This window comes from Pseudoalteromonas sp. P80D2, from assembly GCF_036680945.1.
Taxonomy (GTDB): domain Bacteria; phylum Pseudomonadota; class Gammaproteobacteria; order Enterobacterales; family Alteromonadaceae; genus Pseudoalteromonas; species Pseudoalteromonas shioyasakiensis.
On record NZ_JAZDAR010000050.1, the window covers coordinates 63775 to 79967 of the forward strand.

A 16193-nucleotide genomic window follows, 5' to 3' on the forward strand; every position below is an offset into this window, starting at 1 on the left:
AGACTACATATCCATATGGCGGTTTGAGCTTTGCATCATTTGCTTAAGGCCTTGATGTTCAAGCTCAAGTAAACGTTCGAGCTTTTCTTTGCTTTGCTCTGTATCAGCTCGCGATACCAAGTACTCGTATAAGTCGATTACTTTTTGGTGTTGCGTGGTTAAGTAAACCTGAATCGCCTTTTCATCAATTTGCTGATCTGTGCTGATATCGTTAAAAGTAATTAGCTCTGGGTTTTCAGCAAAATACTCATAGCAATAGGTATCAAGCGTGTTTATTTCTGTAATAGCTTTAAAGCCAACGAGATCTTCTGCCAGTTTCTTCTCATATTGCAGGTAATAATCCACCAGCATTTGATTATGCTCGTCCAGTAAGTCTTTAACACTGTGGAAGTTAGCTGCCATTTGAGTATGAAATAACACGGTCCAATCATAAACTTGTTGTATTGTTTTAACTTGCATGTGCATTCCTTATCAAAATCAATTTAATATGACTTTGCATAAATCACACCAGCAATAAACTCATTAATTTTCAGTACTTTAAAAATAAAGTGTGTAACTTACAGCAAGGAAAAGCGTACAAGTTACACACTGACTGTAAAATTTATAGGTGGCGTCTACGCCATATAAAGTAAAGCGCAGGTAACACAAGTAGCGTTAAAACTATGGCACTTAGCATCCCACCGACCATAGGCGCGGCTATTCGGCTCATCACCTCACTGCCCGTTCCAGTGCCATAAAGCACTGGCAGTAACCCTATGATAATAGTGGCAACTGTCATCATCACTGGTCTAACCCGAAGGCCTGCACCATTGATGATTGCTTGGCGCAGCTCTGTAACCGTGAACTGTGCTGATTGCGCTTTAGCATCTTGATAAGCTTGGTTGAGATAAACCAGCATGATCACGCCAATTTCCACAGCAACCCCAGCTAGGGCAATAAAACCAACCCCAACAGCAACCGAGAAGTTAAAGCCTTCAAGGTACATCAGCCAAATACCGCCTATCATCGCAAGCGGTAAGGTCAGCATGATCATTGCCACCTCAATAAAGCTTCTAAAATTGAGGTATAACAGCACCACAATAATTGCCAAGGTTAATGGCAATACGTAACTGAGTTTAGCTTTTGCGCGCTCCATATATTCATATTGCCCCGCCCACGTAATTGAGTAACCAGCAGGTAGCTCGAGTTGCTCATGCAGCGCTTGTTGCGCACGCTCAACATAACTGCCAATATCACTGCCTTCAATGTCGATTAAGCTCCAGCCATTAATGCGGGCATTTTCACTTTTAATACCCGGCGGGCCATCTTCGATAAAGACATGAGCTACATCGGCCAATGCGATACGCTGTCCGTTTGGTGTCACTATCGGTAACAACTTAAGCTCTTCTGGCGAGTCGCGATAATCTTGTGGATAACGTAAGTTAACCGGGTAACGCTCTTGCCCTTCAACCGTTTCTGTCACATTCATACCACCGATAGCAGTAGCAACAACCTGTTGCACATCAGCAATGTTTAAACCGTACCGTGCTGCTTTTTCACGGTTGATATCAACTTTGATGTAGCGACCGCCGGCAACGCGCTCAGAATAAACCGAAGCCGTGCCCGGTAAATCTTTTAAGATGACTTCAATTTGCTCACCGATTTTTTGAATTTCGCTCAGCTTTGGCCCTGCTACTTTGATCCCCACAGGCGTTTTAATCCCAGTGGCAAGCATGTCGATTCGGGTTTTGATTGGCATAACCCACGCATTGGTAAGCCCTGGGAACTTAACCAGATTATCGAGCTCTTTTTTGAGTTTTTCGGTTGTCATATCCTCGCGCCACTGTGACTTTGGCTTTAACTGAATAAAGGTTTCGATCATGGTGAGCGGCGCAGGATCTGTGGCAGTGTCTGCACGACCTACCTTACCAAATACCGATTCGACCTCTGGCACACTGGCAATTAGCTTATCGGTCTGCTGTAAGATTTCACGGGCCTTACCAATTGAAATACCTGGGTAAGTCGTTGGCATATACATTAAGTCGCCCTCATCAAGAGGAGGAATAAACTCACTACCAATTTTATTAACCGGATAAAAACCGATAACAGCCAACACTAAGGCCAGTACCAATGTTGTTTTCGGCGCTTTTAATACTGCATTTAACAAGGGTTTATAGGCTGCCACTAATAAGCGGTTTACTGGGTTTTTCTGCTCCGAAATAACCTTACCGCGAATAAAGTAGCCCATTAATACCGGCACCAGTGTAATCGCTAAACCAGCCGAGGCCGCCATTGCATAGGTTTTTGTATAAGCCAGTGGCGAGAACATGCGCCCTTCTTGTGCTTCAAGAATAAACACTGGCATAAAGCTGACGGTAATAATTAATAAACTAAAGAATAACGCGGGCCCGACTTCTGCGGCTGAGTCTATCACTACTTGCCAACGGTTTTCATCGGTCAGTGGGGTTTTCTCCATATGCTTATGCATATTTTCTATCATCACGATAGCACCATCTGTCATTGCACCAATAGCAATCGCTATCCCACCAAGCGACATGATATTAGCGTTTATACCTTGCCAATACATAACTACAAAAGCCGTTAAAATACCCATTGGCAGCGTGATAATGGCTACGATCGATGAGCGTATATGGAATAAAAACACCACACACACTAAGGCTACGACGATTAACTCTTCAATTAACTTTGAGCTTAAGTTATCAAGCGCTTGGGTAATAAGGTTTGAGCGGTCGTACACAGGGATGATTTCAACGCCCTCAGGCAGGCCTTTTTTGAGCGACTCTAGTTTTTCTTTTACTAGTTTGATGGTTGCTTCGGCATTTTCTCCAAAGCGCATCACTACCACCCCACCGGTTACTTCACCCTCGCCGTTTAGTTCGGCAATACCACGGCGCATTTGCGGCCCAAGTTTTATATCAGCCACATCACGTAATTGCAGTGGCGTGCCATTGGCATTAGTACCCAGCGGAATGGCTTCTAAATCTGCGACACTTTTAATATAACCTGTGCTCGATACCATGTATTCGGCTTCAGCCATTTCGACCACTGAAGCGCCACGCTCTTGGTTACCTTGTTTAATTGCTGTTTGAATTAAACTCAGCGGAATACCATAAGCACGCAATTTATCGGGGTCGACATTCACCTGATATTGCTTAACCATACCGCCAACAGACGCTACTTCTGATACGCCCGGCACAGTTTGCAGCTCAAATTTTAAAAACCAGTCTTGCAGGCTTCGTAGCTGGCTAATATCGTGCTTACCGGTTTTATCCACCAGCGCATACAAGTAAATCCAACCCACCCCTGTTGCATCAGGGCCAAGTTCAGGCCTTGCTGAATCTGGTAAGCGAGCACTTACTTGACTCAAATACTCTTGCACCCGACTACGGGCCCAATAAAGGTCGGTGTCTTCGTTAAAAATAACGTATACATAAGAGTCACCAAAAAACGAAAAGCCCCTTACCGTTTCAGCTCCCGGCACCGACAGCATGGCTGTGGTGATAGGGAACGTTACTTGGTCTTGCACCACTTGAGGCGCTTGTCCTGGATAAGATGTTTTTACAATAACTTGTACATCAGATAAGTCAGGCAAGGCATCAACTGGGGTATTCTTTAAAGAAAAAACCCCAAAGCCTGCCAACATTAAAGACAGCAGTAATACAAAGAAGCGATTACCGACTGACCAACGGATCACGGCAGCTATCATTGCATTTCTCCTTGCATAGGGTGGCTCATGGTCATGATGTCAAAAATCACAAACTCACCGTCCACCAATTTAAAGGTAAAATGCACTTCATCATCGCTTTGCAAACTAGACATATCGATGCGCGGCGAAAAATGAAATTCCATAGTTGCAGCCCCGCGACCCCACTTAGGGATGGCTTCGCGACTGATCACGGCCGTTCTGGCTTCACGGTCAATGCTGTTGATCACGCCATTCACCATTGCGCTCTCACTATCCGGTTCTTGCATACGCATAAAGTCAGAACTCTTACTTGATTCGGAATCTATTAAGAACTGCGCTGAAACCACAACGTTATCGTCTTTCAATAAGCCTGATAAAATTTCGACATCATGATTATCACTACGGCCTAGCGTCACAGCCACTGATTTAAAGCGACCTTCACCTAAATCAATCACGACACGGTCTTGGCTACCTGTGCGGATCACCGCTTCTTTGGCTATCACTAATTGTGGCTCTGTTGGCTTAGTAGTAATACTCACTTCAGCAAACATATTCGGTTTGAGTAAGCCATCTTGGTTGGCAAAGCGTAAACGTACGCGAAGGGTACGGTTTTTCTCATCAAGGGTTGGGTAAATATAATCGACCTTGCCTTGCCAGCGTTTGCCCGGTAAGTAATCTAAGCTCATGGTAACAGGCAAGCCTTTATGAATAAGCCCTGCTTGACGCTCAAAAACTTCAGCCTCAACCCACACTTCTTCTAGGTGGGCAATACTCATCATAGTTGTGCCTGGTTTCACAAAGAAACCTTCGCGGATATTTAGCTCATCCAGTACGCCACTTTGCTTGGCATAAAAGGTAATGTTTTGCCTCACCTTTTGGCTTTGCTCTAATCGGGCAATAAAATCGTCAGAAACATTCAGTGAGGCTAAGCGTGCTTTTGCCGCACGTATAAGCACAGCATTATTACGTTTAAGTGCAAGCAATAGCTCTTCTTGCGCATTCACTAGCTGTGGAGAATACAAGGTATAAAGTGGCTCGCCTTGCTTAACTTGGTCACCTGCGGCTTTAACATATAAGGTTTCTATCCAGCCTTCGACACGAGGGTGAATATGCACGAGTTGGTCTTGGTCGTATTGCACATAGCCAACCGTATCAACCGTCGTTTGTAATGATTTAAAACGTACAGGCGCTGTTCTTACCCCTAAGTTATTAACGACCGCGGGTGAGATCCTCACAGTACCTGGGCTGTCTTCAGCGCTACTTTGCTCCTCATAAACGGGGACTAATTCCATACCCATTGGCGATAAACCCGGTTCATCACGGCGGTAATTACTGTCCATAGGTGCTACCCAATATAGCGGCTTTTTCTCAGCGCTTGGCATAGCTTCATGATCTGGCTCAGCCAATTTATTTACAGCCGTTGCCAATGCTGCACCTACCGCCAAAGCGATAACTAATTTCACTGTATTATTCATTGCTAGCTCCTTGGCTTTGTGCTGCATTTATTTGGTTATCTTTTGCTGCTGCGTAATAGTTAAGGCGAGCGAGGGTTATTTGTTTGTCTATTTCGATATTCAACGCATCAATTTTTGCGTTAAGTTCGCTGATGCGTGCGCGCATCACTTCTGAAAAGTCACCATCATCGTTGGTGTAAGCATTTAAAGTCGCCTCAGCCTGCTCTGCCATTTGCGGTAATAGCTGCTGTTGATACAACGCTTTGCGCTGAGCAAGTCGGCTCAACTGGCTAAGCTCTTTAAAATACTGACCTTGCAGTTTTTGTAGAGTAATAAGTTTGTTGGTCTTTACCGCCTCGGCATTAGCTATTGCCGCATTAACTTGTTGGTCTTGACGGTTATCAGTAAACAGCGGTAAATCAACACTCACCCCAATAGAGAATAAGTCAGCGCGAGAGTCACCCATAGGTGTATCATCACGATAGCCATAGCCTAGGTTCATACCAAATTGCGGTTTATACGCTTCTTTCGCCACTTGCACTTGAGTGTTTTTAGCACGCATTGCATGATCAATGGCGATAATTGCCGGGTGGCTCATCAGCACTTCAGTCACCCCCGATGGTGCAAGCTCTTGATAAGGCATTAGTGCAGCCACCTTGGTATTTTCATCGCTCACGGAACCGTTTAGCATTTCAATAGGTAGCCATTGAGCTAGTCGCTTTTTGGCACTATCAAACTGTTGCTCTAACATCACCAGCTTATCTTCAAGACGAGTCAGCTCTAGCTGAGCGCGAATAATATCCTGCTGGCGAGTCGCTCCAAGTGTATTGGCATAGCTTGCCTCTGTAATATCAATAAGTTGATTAAATAAGGCTTTATCTTGGTTGATCAGTTGAATACTTTTTTGTGCACGATAGGCATTTAGCCATGCTTCGCTAACAATGGCTTTAACCTGTGCTTGGCGGTCAGCTCTTAGCCAAGGATATTGCTCAGCCGATTGTTTTAAAGCTTGTTGCTCTAAGGCAAGGCTATCACCTCGGCTAAATTGTTGTGACAAGCCTACTTTGAATTGCGTCATACCCTCTTGATCAAAGGCAAAGCCATTGGTTGGTAAATTCATTAGCCCAACGGTTAATACTGGATCTGGCAAGGTACCGGCGGCAATGCTTTGCGCTTCTATCGCCTGTTGCTGGTATTTATTTGCCTGTAACCAAGGCTCGTGAGTCAATGCATAATCAATCACCTGATTGAGCGCCAATGGCTCTGCTTTCACTAAACTTGAGGTTATCAATACTGCGCCTAGAGAAAGCGCCTTAATCAATTTGCTGTGAATCATCACATGCTCCAAAAATCTTAAAAATGGTTAAAAAACAATAGATTTTGGGTGCAGAATAAGGAGTATTTCAGCGTTTTACTGAATTTTAGACAGACCTATCCTGCTTAAGCAGTAATAGGTGGACGATATAAAGAACTTGCGTGGAAACTAAGCTGGCTGGCGCCTAACACGGTGACTTTTTCTGACTGCTTAATTGATTTAATAACTAAATCATTTAGCGGCAGGAGTGAGTGAGCTGTACAGGCATTGAACGGACACGCACAATCGCTGTTATCCATTGCATCTTCATGGCAACAATCCATATCACTCATGTCGCTGTCAGCATTCATATTAGCATGATGATCCATTTGCATGCTGGCATGTGGCATATCACATACCATAGCAACAGACGCAACTGACTGACCCACAAAAGTGAGCAGCATCATAGCTATCAATAAGTAGCTTGAAAGTCGCGTCATCATCATACCTTAAAAATTAATTGCCCAAATTGTAGCCCGAAATTTACGCGCTCGACAAGGGTTTATCTATTTTAATGCTACTGCTGGCGGCAATAGCAAACAGGCAATAGCCAGTAAAATACCAAAATCCATCGCCCAATTCGGCATGCATTTTGATTAGCTCGCCCATTTGCCCATCGGCATTACCTGCTAAATAGGCCACGATCAATGCAATCACAAACACATCGACCATGCTCCACTTACTTAGGCTTTGTATGAGTTGACCGAGCAAATGCTTAAATCTATTCGCAGGTAAAAAACAATAAAGCAATTGCATCAGGAGTTTTAAAGTGGGAATAACAATCGAGAACACTGCAACAAGCGCGGCAACAAGGTAGTTTTTGTTATTGGCTAGCTCATTCACGGTGCCCCAAATGCTGCGTGTTTTTTTGTAGGCATCTATTTCACCTTCAAGCTTATCAAGCCCCAACATGCTTGAAGCCATCATTAACACGCTACGGGTATTGCGATCGCCTTCATCGGCAATCATTTCAATACCTGTTTTGGCAAGCTTAGATTTATCGATTTTTCCTTCTAGGGTGAGCACAGGCTGGGTTACACCAGGGATTAGTAGCGCCAAGGCAATTAAAATAGCCAGTACTGGAAAAACAACACGCATTAGTTACAAACCTTTTTAATACTCAGAGCCCGCATCATAACGAACTCTGCACTTTTAGTCTGTAACCGATGATAAGCTTGCGAACACTTCATCGGCATAAGCACGGGCATCGTACATAGCTTGAAAAACCACATCCATCTTTGACGCAGGGCGGATCATCATTAGTAGCTCATGAGCAGTTTGCCACTGCTCTTCTTCCATCGCCTTAACAAGTTGTAAGCTCGCACCTTGCATGCCATTAAAGTTTAACAATGCGCTCGAAAGCTCACTACCCAGTGAAAACTCTTTGGCAATGATATCAAGCTCCATATCTAAAATTGCATCTAAAACAGAGAGTAAGCCAACTAAATAACCTTGCTCAGCTAGGTCTTTACCACCAGGTTCAAGCATCAGCGCAATAAATTTAGCTCTTGTTAAGCCCAGTTTAGTTAGCTCTTGCGGTTTATCATTGCCTAACTCGCTCAGCGCTAATACCCGTACAAATTGTCTAATCGCGTCTTCACCAAGGTAAATAACCGCTTGTGAAATAGAACGAATTGTTTGCTGACTATTGCTGATCCGCGCATTAACTAATTTTAAAATGCGTGCTGTAAGGCCTATATCTTTAGCAACTCGTTGTTGAATTGCGTCAAAATTTAAATCTGTTTGCGCAGTACAGTTAAGTAATTCAAGCACGGCAACTTTTGATGGTTCAACATTACCAAAACTTAAAAGCTCTGGCTTGGCAAAAAAGTAGCCTTGAAACAGGTCGCAACCAGCCGCTTTTAGTTGCTTAAAGTCTTCATAAGTTTCAATGCGCTCCACTATGATAGTGGTTTCTGGGAAGCTGCGTTTGAGCTTTTTGATCATCATGTTGGTTTTGATAATCGGCTGCGTAACTTCAAGCTTAATAAAATCCATCAAAGGCAAAATATCTTGCCATTTATCTGTGCCATCGTAATCATCAAGCGCGAACAAATAGCCTTCTTGTTTTAATTGCTTAACGCGGCTTACTACTTTGGGAATGCTAGTAGCCCGCTCCACTATTTCGATAACCGCACTGCGTGGTTGCAGCAACTTAGGGAAGTCATCCAAAATAGCGTCAGTCGATAGATTGATAAACGCAGGTTGAAAGCCCGTTAGCTTCTCGAGTCCCATCAACATTAACGCGTTAAAAAACAGTCGCCCCGTTGCTTGGCCATCACTCGTGCCTACCGGAAAGACATTATCGCTCGATTCCCTATACAATAATTCGTAAGCATATAAACTTCTATCAGCATTAAATATTGGCTGCCGGGCTATATACTGAGTCATGCTCTGACTTTTGTTACCTTCCATACTTAATTCTGACATTCTACTTCTCACTTAGATGTGGCTATCTCCACATTACTATTGTTATAAGTATAGTGAAAGATGTTTGCCTTGCTAAAAAACAAAAACCCAACCAAACTAGGTACATGAAAACGAATTCAATCAGACCATTGCGCTTCTCTAACTCGATTTTCTTAATTTTACTTTTTCTTACTCAAGCAGTTTTGGCTGAGCAGCAACCTGTACTGAAATACAATGTAACCGGCTCTGGGAACTACTATCCTTACTATATTGATGATAAAAGCAATCCAGGGATCCTTCCTGAAATTATAAAACAAGTTATGCTGCTTGCTGATATTCAAGTGCAGCATGTCGAGCTTCCTGCAAAACGAACCGTTAAATACCTTCACCAAGGACATATCGATTTTGATGTCATAAGTCCCGAATGGCTGAGCCAGACAGAAAAACAAAATCCACAGTTTAGTTACTCAAACACCCTGTTTGCCGTTGAAGAGTATCTAGTGAGCTTAAAAAGCTCTGTGGCTCAATGGCAGCAACTCAACAGTATTCGTAATCAACCCGTAGGGACTGTTTTAGGCTATTACTATTATGACGATAACCGCTTTAAACGGGTTGATTTTCACTCTGAACAACAACTCATTCAGGCGTTAAAAATGCAACGAATTGAGGTCGTCATAATTGATAAACTGCCAGCATTATATTGGGCTGAGCAATTTGATGCAGATATCAGCTTTGGTGCATTACATTCGCTAGGTAATCTAAAAATTCGCCTGCGCAGTGAGCATCAATCATTGTTACCGAAAATAAATACAGCAATCAAAGAACTTAAAAATTCTGGCCGCTTAGATGCCATAATCAATAAATACACAAAAAGCATACCCCTACAATAATTAGGGATATTCCGCTTTGGACCTGCTTTTGCTATAATGCGCGCTGTTTTTCTTACCTTGTTAACTAAAAAGAGCCTCCTATGAGCATTGAACAAGCCCTAATCGAACGCAGTAATAACCAATGTGAACTTTGTGCCGCTACAGATAACCTGTCTGTATACGAAGTGCCGCCTGTTACAGAGGCTCATTCTGATAAATGCATTTATGTTTGCCAAACTTGTAAAGATCAAATCGAAAACAATGCTGATTTGACTGCAAACCACTGGCACTGCTTGAATGACAGCATGTGGAGTCAAACTCCTGCTGTACAAGTTGTGGCTTATCGCATGTTAAAGCGCTTAGCTGCTGATAACGGCTGGGCACAAGATGCACTAGATATGATTTATCTTGAAGAAGACACGTTAAAATGGGCGCAAACAGCCCTAGCTGAAGATGACGATATTAAGCACATCGACAGTAATGGTGTTGTACTTCAAGCGGGTGACACTGTGACACTTATTAAAGATCTTGATGTGAAAGGCAGCAGCCTTGTTGCTAAGCGTGGCACAGCAGTAAGAAACATTGGCTTAACGAGCAACCCAGAACATATTGAAGGCCGTGTTGATGGTCAACGCATTGTTATTCTAACCAAATACGTGAAAAAATAACGAGCACTCAATTTGCTTTTTAAAGCGAATCCGTAATTAAGAAAATGGGCCTAGTGCCCATTTTTTGTTAATTAAGCTATGATTAAGTCAGCGAACTTTATGCTTATTCAATTACAAAGACGCATAACCCTAAAACGCAAGGAAACAATCATGGCTTCGGATACCATCTCATCTTTCAAACGCGCTTCTCTATGCAGTTTAATGATCTTAGGGAGCAGCTTAGTATTAACAGGTTGTGGTGAAGACTCTGCCGCACCACAAGCTGAGCAATCAACAATGAAAACCCTCAATACTCAGGTTATTTATTTAGACCGCAGCATGCTGCCACCGGGTTCAGTATTAAAAGTACAACTTGCTGATGTATCAAAAATGGATGCCAAAGCAGAGGTTATCAGCGAACAAGAAATTGAATTAAATGGTGCACCACCATACAACGTGGCACTTGAGTATGACGAAAGCAAAATTGCTGACCGTCACCGCTACAGTGTGAGTGCACGCATTGAGAATCAAGGTAAATTACTTTACATCAGCACCACTCATAATAATCCATTTGCCGAAGATGCCTCTGGTGATGTGTACAAGGTAACAGTGACAAAAGTATCAGCGAAAAAGCCAGACGTGACATTGACCAATACGTATTGGAAAGCAGTTACAATCAGCGGTGAGGCTATCACCGTTGAAAATAAAGAACCTTTCGTACAGTTTAAAGACGATGGTTCAACCAATGGTCACTTAGGATGTAATAACTTCTCAGGTAGTTACGAGGTTAACGAGCAGACGCTTACATTCAACCCATTAGCAAGCACCAAAAAAATGTGTGTATCACAAATGGATATTGAAGCGGCCATGTCTGCAGCGCTTGCGGCAACAGCTAAGTACTCTATCAATGGTGAACAGTTAACCTTGTTAGATGATAGTGATGAGCCACTTGCGACCTTCGCAGCGACTTATATGAATTAACAACAGTTAAATAAAAAAACGCCCAGCAATTGCTGGGCGTTTTTATATTGAAGAAATTATTCTTCAACTAACTGTTCACTGCGATAAAAACCACTGCTATCGCTTAGTAATGAAACAAGCTCTGGTAATACCGCATCCATTGTTTGCTTTAGTTTCCATGGCGGGTTGATCACTATCATACCCGATGCTGTCATACCGTGAACGTCGGTGTCTGCCTCTGTTGCAAGCTCGAAAAGCTGAATGTTACGCATACCCGATGCGATTAAACCCGCTTCCATTCTGTCAATTCGCTCACGATCTACAACCGGATACCAAATCATGTACGTTCCAGTTGCAAAGCGTTTATGCGCTTTCACAAGGGTATTAACAACCGTATCGTAGTCGTTTTTAATTTCGTAAGGAGGGTCAATAAGCACACAAGCTCGACGTGATGCTGGTGGTAATAAACCAATTAAGCCTTGAAAGCCGTTTTCACCACGTACGCGAATAGAACGCTTACCTTTCATGTTGTCTTGCAGTAACTCTAAGTCACGTGGATGCAACTCAAAGAACCAACCGTTATCTTGGCGACGTAAAAAGTGCTCTGCAATTTTTGGCGAACCGGGGTAAAAATCTAAATTACCATTTGAGTTAAATGATTTAATCAACTCAATGTATTCATTAAGTGCATTGTGTTCACTGTTATGCTGCCAAAGCTTAGCAATCCCATCTAAATACTCTTGTGTTTTTTGTGCATCACTGCCTGCAAGTTCAAAAAAGCCAGCACCTGAGTGGGTGTCCACATAATCAAGTGGTTTATCTTTAATTGTTTGGTATTTAAGAACTTCAGCTAGAACAAGATGTTTTAGCACATCAGCAGGGTTACCTGCATGAAAAGAGTGTCGATAACTAAGCATATTTATAAATCGCCAAATGCAAAACTGCATTAAAAATGAATAGCCATATTGTACATGATAAACAGAAAATGATCCTAGCATCTGCCGCATTGGTGAATCATAAATGAATAAAAAAGCCGCTACGCTGAATTACACCTTAATAATAAATAAAAATCCTCTAAAACGGCCGTAAATGCTGGCATATCAAGACACTTTCCTTTACATTTGCATGACAATAATCACAGTTTTATGAGCGCATTTATGAATAACGAAACTCTTTCCCAACTCGAACAACTGATCGACAAGTTAATTCTTCGCAACAGTGAACTTGAAAGCGAAGTTAAAAGCTTACAAGAGCAAAACTCTAAGCTTTTAGATGAGAACGAAACTCTGCAACTAGAAGTACTAGAAAACGAAGAGAAACAAAAAGATACAAGCAGCACACTAACTGGCCTGCTTGAGAAATTACAAAGCGTTCAACAGGCTAGCTAATGAGCGGCCCACAAAGTCAGCGGGTCACCGTAGAGCTACTAGGTAAAGAACATGAGTTCTCTTGCCCACCTGGGCAAGAACACGCCCTAGTTGCTGCTGCACAAAATTTGAATGACTTAGTGGAGCAAATGAAACAACGCTCATCGGTTCGCAATGACCAAAAAGCGTTGCTGATGGCAGCATTACATTTAAGTCATGAATTGCTTGAAGTTAAATCTCTACAAGCAGAACAAGAGCAACAACATGACAGCTTAATAGATAAGCTCAGCCAGCACCTTAGTATTTAGAAAAAAGCGCATCCTGCGCTTTTTTTGTTTACAATCAATTCTACTAACCACTATCAGAGCGAAACACTATGCGATTTTGTGCTTTTTTGATCTGTCTTTTCGTAAGCTATAGCGCCCAAGCAAGCGTTAGCTGGCATAGCATCACTCCCGAAATCCAATTTCTACAACAACAAAATAAACTGCGTTTTTACGATTCGAATCAAGTGCTGATTGAAGGTAAAGAATGCGCATTAATGTTTGATGCCAGTGGTAACTTTGCCGAAGTAGAAAAGCTCGCAGTGCAGTTAAAAAAACGCTTAAAAACACCATTATGTTATTTAGTAGCGAGCCATTATCATGATGATCATCTGCTAGGCTTGGCCGTTTTACAGGCTGAGTTCCCTGAAACTAAACTTATTGTGCATCAGCAAGTAGCGACTGAGTTTTCAGCAATGCAGCAAGCATTGACAGATAAATTAGATGGTTATGAAAAAAGTATTGAATTGAGCTATCAACGCCTTGCCAATCAACCTGAAGATCAACAAGCTATTTGGCGCGACAAACTAGAACTTGCTAAAAAACGCTTATTTCGCTGGCGAGAGCTCACCTTAAAGCCACCGGCGATTAGCATTACTGAATCAACAAAGCTAGACCTTGGTAATTACCCTATCGTTATTACACCGTATCAAGCGCACACTAAAGGCGATCTTACTTTAAGTGCAGATCAAGGTCGCGTGCTGTTAGGTGGCGATATAGTCGACAGCTTACCCTATCCTGGGCATGGTACATTCACTCGCTGGATAACCACGCTGCAAGGTATCCAAAAAAATACCACACTGACAACTATTTTACCGGGTCACGGTAAGCCACTGACACCTGCTGAACTTGCACTCCCTTTAAGGTTTTTAAAAACCATTCAAGAGATGACAAATTCCTTGCCAGATAAACCAGTGAGTGAATTAATTCCGCTTTTTCCTGCAGAGGTTAAACAGCAATACCAGCTTGATGAAGTGGGCGAAAGAGCGTTTTCTATGTTTCTAGAAGCTGGACTTAAACAAAGCAAATTGTCAAAATAGGGCTAAAATAGTAAAAGGATTTTATTATATGGCTCAAGTAAGTTTGAAATATTTACTTTTGCTGAGCTTGTTTATTGGCTTACAAGGATGCCAAGTAACTCAGCAAGAAACAGAACAACAACGGGCAAGGCCGGAGATTTTTAGCCATTATGAGCCCGATTTAACAACCCAACAAGCACCTAGTGAGTTTGTCGATTCAACAGCTGTTGAACCACGTCCTGTTGCTGCGCCCATAGCAGTCAATAATACCCCGTTAGCAAAGCCTCGTTCGAAAGATCTATGGCAGCATATCGCCAACAATTTAACGCTGGTATTTCAAACCAATAAACATACATCTGCACGAGTAAAATGGTATTTAAAACAGCCCAATTACCTGATTAAAGTAAATAAACGTGCGGCACCTTATTTGTATCATATCGTCACACGTATCGAGCAACAGAAGCTACCGATGGAGCTGGCCCTATTACCCTTTGTTGAAAGTGATTTTAGACCAACAATACGATCATCAGAGCAAGCCGTTGGTGTTTGGCAGTTAGTCGGCGCAACGGCTTATCATTTTGGTGTGCAAAGCGACCAATGGTATGACGGTCGCCAAGACATACTCGCTTCAACCGATGCCGCTTTAGCTTATTTAAGTTACTTACATAAACGCTTTGATGGTGACTGGCTGCATGCCCTTGCTGCCTATAACAGTGGTGAAGGACGCGTTAAAAAAGCCATCGAAAAAAATAAAAAGCTTGGCAAGAAAACTGACTATTGGTCATTATCATTACCAAAAGAAACCGCTGAATATATACCTAAACTTTTGGCACTTAGCTATTTACTAAAGCATCCTGAACAAGGCTTAAAGCGCCCTAAATTAGCGAATAAAGCACTCACCACAGAATTTGATGTTGGCCAGCAATTTGATTTTTCGGTGATCGCTAACTTATCTGGCGTGGGACATAATCAGCTCCACAAATTAAACCCAGGATATTTAAAAAACCAAAGCTCGCCAAATGGTCCACATACTCTGCTTTTACCTATGGAGCGCCGCACCTTGTTGCAAAGTAAGCTGTTTCGCAACAACTTTGCCGGTGAGTATATAGTGCAAAAAGACGATACCCTTTATGGCATTGCCAGACGCTTTAATATGTCTGTAAAGGATCTGAAAGCGCTTAATAGCAAAACAAGTAACCTGATTAAGGTCGGTGAACAATTGCGCTTATCACAGCCCCAAACCATGTCGGAATCACTTATGGTTGATTACAATATCAGCCCTTACCTTGAACAGCATGAGGAAGTTATCGCAACCATTGCGGTTGATTACCTAGTCAAACCAGGTGATTCAATTTGGAGTATCAGTCAGCTATACGACGTGCCTCATAAAGACGTTGCAACGTGGAATAAACTCAGTGCCACCAGCATTTTAAAACCAGGCACCATTTTGACATTGCACCTACCGCAAGCAAAACCCGCTGAGCCGCAAGTACCAGCCAGCGAAGCCATGTTGTCAGGCATCGAAAGCTCTTTGAAAAAGCCTTGATTGCTCACTCTTTGTGGTTAGCGTAAAATCAGCGCCTATATTTAAATTCTAAAGAGAAATAACATGCAGATCAGTAAAGACGCAGCGGTTGAGTTTCACTACACACTTAGTGAAGCAGGCGAGCAAATCGAATCAAGTAAAGATGGCGAGCCACTTTCATATATCCATGGCACTGAAGGCATGCTTCCTGGTCTTGAAAAAGCCCTTGAAGGTAAATCGGCTGGCGATAACTTTAGCGTAACACTTGAGCCTAGCGAGTCTTACGGCGAGCGCGTTGATAACCTTATTCAACGTATTCCACTTAAGCATTTACAAGGCAACACAAAAGTGTGGAAGCCTGGTATGACTGCAATCGTTCATTCAAACCAAGGTCGCCACCAAGTGACTATCGTTAAAGTGGGCCGTTTCAATGCAGATTGTGATTTAAACCACCCATTTGCTGGTAAAACACTAACGTTTGATGTTGAGGTGATTAATGTTCGCCAAGCAACTGCCGAAGAATTATCACACGGCCACGTGCACGGTGAAGGCGGTTGTGGCCACAGCCATTAAGGGTAAAT

General features: G+C 42.7%; 16 protein-coding genes. 8 read left to right on the forward strand and 8 right to left on the reverse strand.

Going from position 1 to position 16193, the window contains the following annotated elements; genetic code table 11:
* Positions 1-3 precede the first annotated feature (3 nt).
* The 7 genes from VRK28_RS15025 to VRK28_RS15055 all read right to left on the reverse strand — a co-directional run bounded on the left by VRK28_RS15025 (position 4) and on the right by VRK28_RS15055 (position 8923).
* Complete coding sequence (locus VRK28_RS15025; protein WP_054563522.1) at positions 4-459, reverse strand: hypothetical protein; 456 nt, start codon at positions 457-459, stop codon at positions 4-6.
* A gap of 142 nt (positions 460-601) precedes the next feature.
* Positions 602-3706, reverse strand: coding sequence for an efflux RND transporter permease subunit (locus VRK28_RS15030; protein ID WP_332394101.1), 3105 nt, complete (start codon positions 3704-3706; stop codon positions 602-604).
* Positions 3703-5160, reverse strand: a complete 1458-nt coding sequence (locus VRK28_RS15035) for an efflux RND transporter periplasmic adaptor subunit (protein ID WP_332394102.1) — start codon at positions 5158-5160, stop codon at positions 3703-3705. The genes VRK28_RS15030 and VRK28_RS15035 overlap by 4 nt, the downstream gene beginning before the upstream one ends.
* Positions 5153-6475 carry a TolC family protein gene (locus VRK28_RS15040; RefSeq protein WP_332394103.1) on the reverse strand — a complete coding sequence of 441 codons (1323 nt, stop codon included), beginning with the start codon at positions 6473-6475 and terminating at the stop codon, positions 5153-5155. The genes VRK28_RS15035 and VRK28_RS15040 overlap by 8 nt, the downstream gene beginning before the upstream one ends.
* A 104-nt stretch (positions 6476-6579) precedes the next feature.
* Positions 6580-6933 carry a hypothetical protein gene (locus tag VRK28_RS15045; protein WP_332394104.1) on the reverse strand — a complete coding sequence of 118 codons (354 nt, stop codon included), beginning with the start codon at positions 6931-6933 and terminating at the stop codon, positions 6580-6582.
* A gap of 43 nt (positions 6934-6976) precedes the next feature.
* Entirely contained in the window at positions 6977-7591 is a 615-nt protein-coding gene (locus VRK28_RS15050) for a paraquat-inducible protein A (RefSeq protein WP_332394105.1), read from the reverse strand.
* 54 nt (positions 7592-7645) lie between these two features.
* Positions 7646-8923: an EAL and HDOD domain-containing protein gene (locus VRK28_RS15055; protein WP_055198963.1), complete on the reverse strand. Its 1278-nt coding sequence runs from the start codon at positions 8921-8923 to the stop codon at positions 7646-7648.
* A gap of 104 nt (positions 8924-9027) precedes the next feature.
* Between VRK28_RS15055 and VRK28_RS15060 the strand changes: the two genes are divergently transcribed.
* The 3 genes from VRK28_RS15060 (at position 9028) to VRK28_RS15070 (ending at position 11399) form a co-directional block, all read left to right on the forward strand.
* Positions 9028-9792 (forward strand): substrate-binding periplasmic protein, encoded by a 765-nt coding sequence (locus VRK28_RS15060; RefSeq protein ID WP_054563515.1) that lies wholly within the window; start codon positions 9028-9030, stop codon positions 9790-9792.
* 80 nt (positions 9793-9872) lie between these two features.
* On the forward strand, positions 9873-10439 hold the full coding sequence (locus VRK28_RS15065) for a PhnA domain-containing protein (protein WP_058583950.1): 567 nt from the start codon (positions 9873-9875) through the stop codon (positions 10437-10439).
* Positions 10440-10589: 150 nt separating this feature from the next.
* Positions 10590-11399: an META domain-containing protein gene (locus VRK28_RS15070; RefSeq protein ID WP_058583951.1), complete on the forward strand. Its 810-nt coding sequence runs from the start codon at positions 10590-10592 to the stop codon at positions 11397-11399.
* 56 nt (positions 11400-11455) lie between these two features.
* On the opposite strand, the gene VRK28_RS15075 is transcribed toward VRK28_RS15070, so the two are convergent.
* The gene (locus VRK28_RS15075; protein ID WP_055020897.1) at positions 11456-12295 is read right to left on the reverse strand and encodes a 23S rRNA (adenine(2030)-N(6))-methyltransferase RlmJ; all 840 of its coding nucleotides are present in this window, start codon (positions 12293-12295) and stop codon (positions 11456-11458) included.
* 240 nt (positions 12296-12535) lie between these two features.
* On the opposite strand from VRK28_RS15075, the gene VRK28_RS15080 reads away from it, so the two are divergent.
* From VRK28_RS15080 to VRK28_RS15100, 5 genes are all read left to right on the forward strand, one after another.
* On the forward strand, positions 12536-12766 hold the full coding sequence (locus VRK28_RS15080) for a cell division protein ZapB (protein ID WP_054563591.1): 231 nt from the start codon (positions 12536-12538) through the stop codon (positions 12764-12766).
* Positions 12766-13053 (forward strand): cell division protein ZapA, encoded by a 288-nt coding sequence (locus tag VRK28_RS15085; RefSeq protein WP_332394106.1) that lies wholly within the window; start codon positions 12766-12768, stop codon positions 13051-13053. Before VRK28_RS15080 ends, VRK28_RS15085 begins: the two co-directional genes overlap by 1 nt.
* A 68-nt stretch (positions 13054-13121) precedes the next feature.
* Positions 13122-14108 carry an MBL fold metallo-hydrolase gene (locus VRK28_RS15090; protein WP_130167219.1) on the forward strand — a complete coding sequence of 329 codons (987 nt, stop codon included), beginning with the start codon at positions 13122-13124 and terminating at the stop codon, positions 14106-14108.
* A gap of 28 nt (positions 14109-14136) precedes the next feature.
* A complete protein-coding gene (locus VRK28_RS15095) occupies positions 14137-15633 on the forward strand; it encodes a LysM peptidoglycan-binding domain-containing protein (RefSeq protein WP_332394107.1) in 1497 nt (498 codons plus the stop codon).
* Positions 15634-15696: 63 nt separating this feature from the next.
* Positions 15697-16185 carry an FKBP-type peptidyl-prolyl cis-trans isomerase gene (locus tag VRK28_RS15100; protein ID WP_054563509.1) on the forward strand — a complete coding sequence of 163 codons (489 nt, stop codon included), beginning with the start codon at positions 15697-15699 and terminating at the stop codon, positions 16183-16185.
* Positions 16186-16193: the final 8 nt, after the last annotated feature.

Coding starts and splice junctions, on each gene's coding strand:
- VRK28_RS15025 (WP_054563522.1), bottom strand. CDS start 459: ATGCAAGTTAAAACAATACAACAAGTTTATGATTGGACCGTGTTATTT.
- VRK28_RS15030 (WP_332394101.1), bottom strand. CDS start 3,706: ATGATAGCTGCCGTGATCCGTTGGTCAGTCGGTAATCGCTTCTTTGTA.
- VRK28_RS15035 (WP_332394102.1), bottom strand. CDS start 5,160: ATGAATAATACAGTGAAATTAGTTATCGCTTTGGCGGTAGGTGCAGCA.
- VRK28_RS15040 (WP_332394103.1), bottom strand. CDS start 6,475: ATGATTCACAGCAAATTGATTAAGGCGCTTTCTCTAGGCGCAGTATTG.
- VRK28_RS15045 (WP_332394104.1), bottom strand. CDS start 6,933: ATGACGCGACTTTCAAGCTACTTATTGATAGCTATGATGCTGCTCACT.
- VRK28_RS15050 (WP_332394105.1), bottom strand. CDS start 7,591: ATGCGTGTTGTTTTTCCAGTACTGGCTATTTTAATTGCCTTGGCGCTA.
- VRK28_RS15055 (WP_055198963.1), bottom strand. CDS start 8,923: ATGTCAGAATTAAGTATGGAAGGTAACAAAAGTCAGAGCATGACTCAG.
- VRK28_RS15060 (WP_054563515.1), top strand. CDS start 9,028: ATGAAAACGAATTCAATCAGACCATTGCGCTTCTCTAACTCGATTTTC.
- VRK28_RS15065 (WP_058583950.1), top strand. CDS start 9,873: ATGAGCATTGAACAAGCCCTAATCGAACGCAGTAATAACCAATGTGAA.
- VRK28_RS15070 (WP_058583951.1), top strand. CDS start 10,590: ATGGCTTCGGATACCATCTCATCTTTCAAACGCGCTTCTCTATGCAGT.
- VRK28_RS15075 (WP_055020897.1), bottom strand. CDS start 12,295: ATGCTTAGTTATCGACACTCTTTTCATGCAGGTAACCCTGCTGATGTG.
- VRK28_RS15080 (WP_054563591.1), top strand. CDS start 12,536: ATGAATAACGAAACTCTTTCCCAACTCGAACAACTGATCGACAAGTTA.
- VRK28_RS15085 (WP_332394106.1), top strand. CDS start 12,766: ATGAGCGGCCCACAAAGTCAGCGGGTCACCGTAGAGCTACTAGGTAAA.
- VRK28_RS15090 (WP_130167219.1), top strand. CDS start 13,122: ATGCGATTTTGTGCTTTTTTGATCTGTCTTTTCGTAAGCTATAGCGCC.
- VRK28_RS15095 (WP_332394107.1), top strand. CDS start 14,137: ATGGCTCAAGTAAGTTTGAAATATTTACTTTTGCTGAGCTTGTTTATT.
- VRK28_RS15100 (WP_054563509.1), top strand. CDS start 15,697: ATGCAGATCAGTAAAGACGCAGCGGTTGAGTTTCACTACACACTTAGT.